Origin of the sequence: Elstera litoralis (assembly GCF_000963705.1) — a bacterium.
In the GTDB taxonomy this organism is placed as follows: Bacteria; Pseudomonadota; Alphaproteobacteria; order Elsterales; family Elsteraceae; genus Elstera; species Elstera litoralis.
This window is the reverse complement of sequence record NZ_LAJY01000056.1, coordinates 1-7,370: the sequence shown is the minus strand read 5'-3', so window position 1 is coordinate 7,370 and position 7,370 is coordinate 1. Positions and strand designations below refer to the sequence as shown.

Here is a 7,370-nt window from a genome sequence, read left to right as displayed (position 1 = left end):
TGACCGGCGAAGGTAAGGATGTGACCTCGCCGACGCTCGATGTCGATGATTTCATCGGCAAATCCTTCACCACTGGCCCGGACGGCAAGCTGTATCAGCTCCCCGACCAGCAGTTCGCCAACCTCTATTGGTTCCGGTATGATTGGTTCAACCGCGCCGACTTGAAGGAAAAATTCAAGGCGAAATACGGCTATGATCTGGGCGTTCCGGTCAATTGGTCGGCCTACGAAGACATCGCCGAATTCTTCACCAACGACGTGAAGGAAATCGACGGCGTTAAAGTCTATGGCCATATGGATTACGGCAAGAAAGATCCGTCCCTAGGCTGGCGCTTCACCGATGCGTGGCTGTCGATGGCGGGGAACGGCGATAAGGGCCTGCCGAATGGCAAGCCGGTGGACGAGTGGGGCATTCGCATGGACGGCTGCCGTCCGACCGGCTCGGCTATTGAGCGCGGCGGCGACACCAACGGCCCGGCGGCAGTCTATTCCATTACCAAATATCTGGAATGGCTGAAGAAATACTCGCCGCCGCAATCGCAAGGCATGACCTTCTCGGAAGCGGGTCCGGTGCCGGCGCAGGGCAATATCGCCCAGCAGATGTTCTGGTACACCGCCTTCACCGCCGACATGGTGAAGCCCGGCCTCGCCGTGATGAACGCCGATGGTACGCCGAAGTGGCGCATGGCCCCGTCGCCGAAGGGGGCCTATTGGAAAGACGGGATGAAGCTTGGGTATCAGGACACGGGTTCCTGGACCCTGCTGAAATCGACTCCGGTGGATCGGCGTAAGGCCGCGTGGCTCTACGCTCAGTTTACCGTGTCGAAGACCGCCAGCTTGAAGAAGAGCCATGTGGGCCTGACCTTCGTCCGTCAGTCCGACATCTGGGATAAGAGCTTCACCGAGCGCGCGCCGAAATTGGGCGGCCTGATCGAATTCTACCGCTCGCCCGCGCGCGTGCAGTGGACGCCGACCGGGAACAACGTGCCGGATTATCCGAAGCTGGCCCAACTCTGGTGGCAGAACATCGGCGACGCTTCGTCGGGCGCAAAAACTCCGCAAGCCGCGATGGATGCGCTCGCCGCAGCGCAGGATTCGGTCATGGAACGCCTGGAACGCTCGGGCGTTCAGGGCGAGTGCGGGCCGAAGCTGAACCCGAAGACTTCGGCGGAAGAATGGCACAAGAAGGCCGAAGCGGCGGGCACGCTCGCCCCGCAGCGCAAGCTTGCCAACGAAAAGCCGAAGGGTGAAACCATCGACTATGACACGCTGATTAAATCCTGGCCGGCAACCCCGCCGACCAAGGGGTAATCTTCGGTCTGTAACAGAAGGGCGCTTCCCGGACGGGAAGCGCCCTTTTTATTGGCTAACTAAGCGCGGTCGACGATCTTTTTCACCGCGTCTTTGGTTTCGCCGATCGCTTTCTGCGTATGGCCCTTGGCTTCTTGAACCATGCCTTCAAGCGCAGTTTATCGTTCTCAAGCGCCGACCCTGCGGCCTGCTTGGTTTTGCCAATCACTTCGTTGGTCACGCCTTTGATTTTATCGGTCGTGCTGCTCATAGAAGTATCCTTTCGATTGTGGGACAAAAGCCCCGCCAGCGCTGAGATAAAGCGGCGGTCGATTGTCTATGGATACAACGATTGATGCAGGTTTTTGTTCCGTCTTGGTTTGAGCGTAGACCAAAAGGCCGGATCTTTACTCCAAATCGCCGAGGCGGTTGACGGGAAACCGCAATATCCAGCGCACGCCTTCCGGGGCGAAAATTAGGTCCGAGGTGCCTTCCAGCGCCTGCGCGACGAGCCGTTCGAGCAGGGCACGGCCGAAGCCGCCGTGGGCGGGGGGCTCCACGGAAGGGCCGTTGCTCTCCACCCAGGTCAGTTCCACCAGCGGGCGATCCTCGATCACAATCTGCTGCCAAGCAATCGTAACCCGGCCTTGGGGGCTTTGCAGCGCGCCGTAACGATAGGCGTTACTGGCCATTTCGTGCAGGCCGAGGGCGATATTCTGGGCGGCTTCGGGGCCGACAATCGTCACCTCCCCGGTGATCGTCAGCCGTGCCTCCTGGGTGGCGGCATCGCCGCCGACTTCGAGCATCACCAGATCGCGCAGATCGACCCCGCGCCATGACCGATTGACCAACAACTCATGGGCACCCGAGAGCGCCTGCAACCGCGCGCTGAACCGCGCCAGATATTCGGGCAGCGTTTGCCCGACAGTGCCGGTCTGGCGGGCAATCCCCTGCACAATCGCCAAAAGATTTTTCGAGCGATGGGAGAGTTCGCGCAGCAGATTCTGCAAATGCTGCTCATAGAGCTTATGGCGGGTCACATCGATAGCAACCGTGGTGATGCCGATGATGTCGCCGTCCTGATAGAGCGGCTCGACCCGTTCATCGAACCAGAGAATCTTGCCCGCGTGCGGCAGGGCGACTTCCATTCGCGCGGCCACGCCGGTTTCAAGAACCGTGCGCTTGGCGGCGATAATCGCCTGCGCGGTCGGGGACGGGAAAATATCCTCCGGGCGCGCGCCGATCATTTCAAGGCTATCTTGCTCCGCCGGGGGATTGTGCACCCAGGTATAGCGCAACTCCCGATCCTGCTGCGCCATGCTGATATTGGAACTCGCGAGTGCTGCCTCGAACCGGCTTTTCGCCTCGGCCAACTCACGGGTTCGGGCGGCCACCCGCTGTTCGAGTTCGTGATTGAAGGAGCTTAGGGTTGCCACTAGTTTGCGCCGCGCGGCCTCGTCGGCGGTTAGCCGCTGGTTGGCTTCCAGCAGATCGACCGCCGAGGGCAGGGTGACGAGTTTGGGTAAGCGCGGCCACAGGGCGAAGGCCGCACCCAGCGCCACCGCGCCAACGCCGATCGTCGCAAGACTAAACAGGGCCGAGGCGGTTGGCAGCCAGAGGCTCAACAAATCCAAAAGCTGGTCCATCCCGCACGCCAGCGCAAAGATACAGAGCGAGAAGGCCGTTTTGCGATAAGCGACGGCCAACCCTTTGCGATGGTTTGCATACCAAAGAATGCCGAACGCCACGCCAAAGCAGGCGAGCGCCAAAATTCCGTTGGAAAGCCCCTGGACGAGGGCCAAAGCGGCAGGCGCGCTCAGGCCCAAATCACTGGCAAAGCGCAGGAAGGCATCGATAAAATCCACGAAGGCTTGGGGCATGCGGCAGGGTCCACACCATCGCGGGCGTTCTTACAGAAGGGCTGTTTACGCGACGCGATGGGCTAAAGCGCTGGCGGGTTCGCCGAAAAACAAGGCCTGGCTGATAATCGCCCTCACCATATCCTCGCGGAAGGGTTTGGCGATCAGAAACGTCGGCTCGGGCCGCTGGCCGGTCAGCAGCGATTCGGGGAAGGCGGTGATGAAGATGATGGGCACTTCAAACGTTTCCAAAATCTCGTTCACCGCTTCCAGGCCGGAACTGCCATCGGCGAGGCGGATATCGGCGAGCACCAAGCCGGGGCGTTCTGCCGTTGCCATCGCTACCGCCTCGGTATGGGTGCGGGCATTGCCCACCACCGTGTGCCCGAGCCCACGCACCAAGGCTTCCAGATCCATCGCAATGATCGGCTCATCTTCGATAATCAGCACGCGGGAGCAAACCTGCGCGCCGATCTGCCCACCGGCAATATCGAGCAGCTTGGCGAAATCTTCGGGCGGTACACCCAAAATCTCAGCGGCCTGCGCACTCGAAAACCCTTCGACCGCCGTCAATAGAAAGGCTTGGCGCGGCAAGGGCGTGAGGGTTTCGATGCGCTGTTCGGCTAGGTTTTTCGCCGGAGGCTGCGTGGGCTGGGCATTGATCGACAGCGAATTCCACAGCCGCGAGAAGAGCTTGTAGGTGGCAACGCGGGGGTCGCACGCCCGGTCGAACACCGTAGGATCGGCGATTAAAGTTTCCAGCACGGCCATAACGTATGAATCGCCGCTTCCCTGACTGCCCGTCAGCGCGCGGGCGTAGCGGCGCAAAAGTGGAAGCTGTGGGGCGACAAGGGCAGAAATGGACATGGGTAAAATAACCTCGACTAGGGTTCACGCAGCCCGGCGCGGGATGGAGTCTTAAGTTTAAGAAACGCTTAATCAGGGTATCGGTTCCCGCTCGATGTAAAAAAAACGGCAGTCGGGGAACTTTTGCCGAAGACGTTTTGTTGTCTTGCCAGGAGCCTCGCCGTTTTCGGCCCTAAAGCCCCTAAAATAGATTCGAGACCAACGAAAGCCACCGCCCTATGATGTCCTCCTCCTCCGCCGACGACGACCGCCCCGGCCGTAAAGCCAATGGGAAGTTTGTCGAACCCAAGCTTCAGATCCATATCGGCCGAAAGCTGCGCGAATATTACGCTGAAATCGCTGCCGAACCCGTCCCGGATCGGTTCAAGGCGCTGCTCGATCAGTTGGAAAAGGCCGAAGTGCCAGCGGGCGATACCCCCACCAAGCCGACGCCGGGAGAGACTGAATGAGTAGCCCCGCTGCGCCGTTGAAAGAGGCGTTGCTGGCGCAAATCCCGTCCATCCGCGCTTTCGCCCTGTCGCTAACCGGCAACCGCGACCGCGCCGACGATTTGGTGCAGGATACGCTGATGAAAGCCTGGGCGGCGGCGGCTTCTTTTCAGGAAGGCACCAGCCTGCGGGCGTGGCTCTATACGATCATGCGCAACCATTTTTACAGTCAGCACCGCAAGCGCTGGCGGGAAGTGCAGGATGTCGACGGCATCGCGGCGGCGGGCTTGATCTCGCTCCCGGCCCAACACGGCCACCTAGACCTTGCCGATTTCCGCGTTGCCCTTGCGAAGCTGCCTGCCGATCAGCGCGAGGCGCTTATTCTGGTCGGGGCCTCCGGATTTTCCTATGAAGAAGCCGCAACGATTTGCGGCGTGGCCCTGGGGACCATCAAAAGCCGCGTGAACCGGGCGCGTCAACGGCTGATGCAGCAGATGGCGGTTGAATCGCCCAATGATTTCGGCCCCGATTTGGGCGGTGCCGTTGCGGCGACGCCCGCCCGTCCCGGCGCAGGGCCAGCGTAATTCCCCATTATTGCGGGCGATAGTTTTTGTCGCCGAGCATCAAATAAATGGGAACCATCCATCGCAGAATAACGTTTTAGAGTAGAGCGGTCGTGAGAGGCATTACTCAGGCAACTGGGTAATAGTTTCGTCAGGACCGTTAGGGGAGTGTTGCGGGCATTTCTTGCCGAAATTTATATTTCCAGGGCCACACCCCTAGGCCCATTCCCATGCTTATGGGAACCCGCGCACTCTTCCTCTTATCTATCTTAGAAAAGGAATGCGATTATGACTCATCCAGGAAAACAGGAAAACGGGTATGGGGCGACTTTGGTGAAAGACGCTGAAAGCTTGGGCGGCTCGCTGGGAACGGCAATGGATCACGCCCTGGCGGCGGCGACCGAAACCGGTACGCTTGCCGCCGAAAAGCTCGGCAGCTTGGCGGGGAATGCCCGCAGTCTGGGCGAAGAGGGGCTGGCGACTTTCAGCAAAACCATCGAACGGAACCCGCTGGCCGCCATCGCTATTGCGGCGGGCGCGGGGTTGATCGCCGGTCTGCTGTGCCGCCGGACTGACCGCTAAATGCTGTCCTTCGCCGGAGCGATGGGGCTGAAACGGCCCCATCTTCGGCGGCGGGCGGCCATGATGCTCGGCAGCCTGTTGGCGTTCGGGCTTTTTTCGGCCGCTGCCGTCGGCTTTCTCGGCCTCGGACTGTATCTTAGTCTTGCGGCCTATGTGCCGCCGGTTTACGCCGCCCTCGGGGTCGGCCTGATCGGGGGGCTGCTGGCGGCGGTGAGTTTCAGTGTGCTGACGCTTGCGACCCGGCGGGCCGAGCGGGCGGCAAAACGGGCGGTCGAAGCCAGTGCGCTGGCGACGCTAGCCCCGCCGCTTCTGGCTTTGGCCGTGCGCCATAGCGGCACTCTGGCGGCGGTTACGGTGGCGGGTGCGGTGTTTATGGCGCTGCGTCGGCGCTGATCGACGCCCCCTCCTCCCGTCGAAAGAGGCCTATCATGACGCTTTGGCATCTCCTCGGTCTCTTCATCCTCAACGTCTTCTTTTACGGTCTTCTCATCGAGATGAAAGGGCCGTCGACCGCACAAATGGTCCAGGAGACCATTCGGGTGAACCCGGATACGCTCCAGGAGCGCTGTTCGGAGGCGGAATGCACCCTTGCGTTTCGCAATGGGGTATTTCAGGCCTTTATCCGCTAAGTCTAATCCAGCGAAAACGTTACCCGAACCCGTGTTCCCGAAGCGGTTGAGGGATAATCGACCACCGCCTTAAGGCTGGCGGCGATTGCGCCTAAGATTTTGGAGCCGAGCCCGGTTCCCCGGCTCGGCAAGCGCGGATCGAACCCCTGGCCGTCGTCCTCGACGGTGAGATGGACTATCGCCACCGGGTCTTGACGCATGGAAACGCGAATTTCGCCGGGGGCTCCTGGGTCGTAGGCATATTTGAATGCATTGGTAACAAGCTCGCCGACGATCACGCCGACCGAAACCGCTTTGTCGATGGGGATTGTCAGCCGCTCGGCATTCAGGCGAATGCTGTAGGGGTGCTCGTCATCGGCCAGCGAGGTTTGCAACTCGCCGACGAGATGTTCGAGATAATCATCGATCTCGACGAGGCCGATGCGGTCCGACGTATAAAGCCGTCGATGCACTCCGGCGATGGCGGTAATGCGGGCTTGGGTTTCCTGCAAAGCGGCAATCGCCCCTGGGTCCGACAGGGCTGCCGACTGCATCCGCACCATCGCCGCGACTAATCCAAGACTATTCGCGACCCGGTGATTGACTTCCTGAAGCAGCAATTCCGCCCGGTCGCGCGCCTCGCGCACGGCTTTTTCATCGTCCGCCCGCTGCCGCTTCAAGCGCCAGCGTTCAGTGACATTCTCGATGGCGGCAATCAGCAGGTCGTAGAATTCGGCCGCCGTATCCTTAATCACATATTCATCGGCCCCGGCGCGCAGGGCTTGCAGCGCCAGCCGCGCGTCCGCCGAGCCGGTGACGTAGACAACCGGCAATCGCTCGGTGCGCGGCCCCAGGCGAGCGAGCACATCCAGCCCGGTTTCGCCGACAAGACTATGATCCAAGGCCATCACATCAAACCCGCCTTGGGCCAGCAAATCGAACGCCTCTTGGCTGTTCGTCACCGGGACGACATTATGGCCGCGGCGGGACATGGCTTTTTTAACCAGCACCCCCAGCCCTGCATCATCATCGAGATAGAGCGTCTTGAGCGGAAGAAGGGTTTTGCTCGAAAAGGGCATGGTTACTCCGCTTCCGGCACTTGCATGACCGATAAGAACAGCCCCAACTGCCGAATGGCATGGGCGAAGTTCTCATAGTTCATCGGTTTTGTGAT

The 7,370-nt window shown here is 60.5% G+C and carries 10 protein-coding genes; 6 read left to right on the top strand and 4 right to left on the bottom strand.

Translation table 11 applies throughout. The annotated features are described in order from the left end of the window. Positions 1-1,310 (top strand): ABC transporter substrate-binding protein (locus tag VZ95_RS03105; RefSeq protein WP_045774581.1); only part of this gene is annotated, 1,310 nt, incomplete at its 5' end. A gap of 82 nt (positions 1,311-1,392) precedes the next feature. Here VZ95_RS03105 and VZ95_RS03100 read toward each other — a convergent pair. The 3 genes from VZ95_RS03100 to VZ95_RS03090 all read right to left on the bottom strand — a co-directional run bounded on the left by VZ95_RS03100 (position 1,393) and on the right by VZ95_RS03090 (position 4,015). Continuing rightward, positions 1,393-1,560, bottom strand: coding sequence for a hypothetical protein (locus tag VZ95_RS03100; RefSeq protein WP_232302454.1), 168 nt, complete (start codon positions 1,558-1,560; stop codon positions 1,393-1,395). A 136-nt stretch (positions 1,561-1,696) separates the two neighbouring features. Beyond that, on the bottom strand, positions 1,697-3,169 hold the full coding sequence (locus VZ95_RS03095; protein WP_045774580.1) for a sensor histidine kinase: 1,473 nt from the start codon (positions 3,167-3,169) through the stop codon (positions 1,697-1,699). A 45-nt stretch (positions 3,170-3,214) separates the two neighbouring features. Continuing rightward, positions 3,215-4,015 (bottom strand): response regulator, encoded by an 801-nt coding sequence (locus VZ95_RS03090; protein WP_045774579.1) that lies wholly within the window; start codon positions 4,013-4,015, stop codon positions 3,215-3,217. A gap of 218 nt (positions 4,016-4,233) precedes the next feature. Here VZ95_RS03090 and VZ95_RS03085 point away from each other — a divergent pair, with 218 nt between their 5' ends. From VZ95_RS03085 to VZ95_RS03065, 5 genes are all read left to right on the top strand, one after another. Beyond that, positions 4,234-4,464, top strand: coding sequence for a NepR family anti-sigma factor (locus VZ95_RS03085; protein WP_045774578.1), 231 nt, complete (start codon positions 4,234-4,236; stop codon positions 4,462-4,464). Further along, positions 4,461-5,027: a sigma-70 family RNA polymerase sigma factor gene (locus VZ95_RS03080; protein ID WP_045774577.1), complete on the top strand. Its 567-nt coding sequence runs from the start codon at positions 4,461-4,463 to the stop codon at positions 5,025-5,027. The genes VZ95_RS03085 and VZ95_RS03080 overlap by 4 nt, the downstream gene beginning before the upstream one ends. A gap of 267 nt (positions 5,028-5,294) precedes the next feature. Further along, positions 5,295-5,588, top strand: a complete 294-nt coding sequence (locus VZ95_RS03075; protein WP_156995006.1) for a hypothetical protein — start codon at positions 5,295-5,297, stop codon at positions 5,586-5,588. Then, positions 5,589-5,981: a hypothetical protein gene (locus VZ95_RS03070; protein ID WP_045774575.1), complete on the top strand. Its 393-nt coding sequence runs from the start codon at positions 5,589-5,591 to the stop codon at positions 5,979-5,981. 35 nt (positions 5,982-6,016) lie between these two features. Further along, positions 6,017-6,217: a hypothetical protein gene (locus tag VZ95_RS03065; protein WP_045774574.1), complete on the top strand. Its 201-nt coding sequence runs from the start codon at positions 6,017-6,019 to the stop codon at positions 6,215-6,217. A gap of 2 nt (positions 6,218-6,219) precedes the next feature. Here VZ95_RS03065 and VZ95_RS03060 read toward each other — a convergent pair whose 3' ends face one another. Further along, on the bottom strand, positions 6,220-7,275 hold the full coding sequence (locus VZ95_RS03060; protein WP_045774573.1) for a histidine kinase dimerization/phosphoacceptor domain -containing protein: 1,056 nt from the start codon (positions 7,273-7,275) through the stop codon (positions 6,220-6,222). Positions 7,276-7,370: the final 95 nt, after the last annotated feature.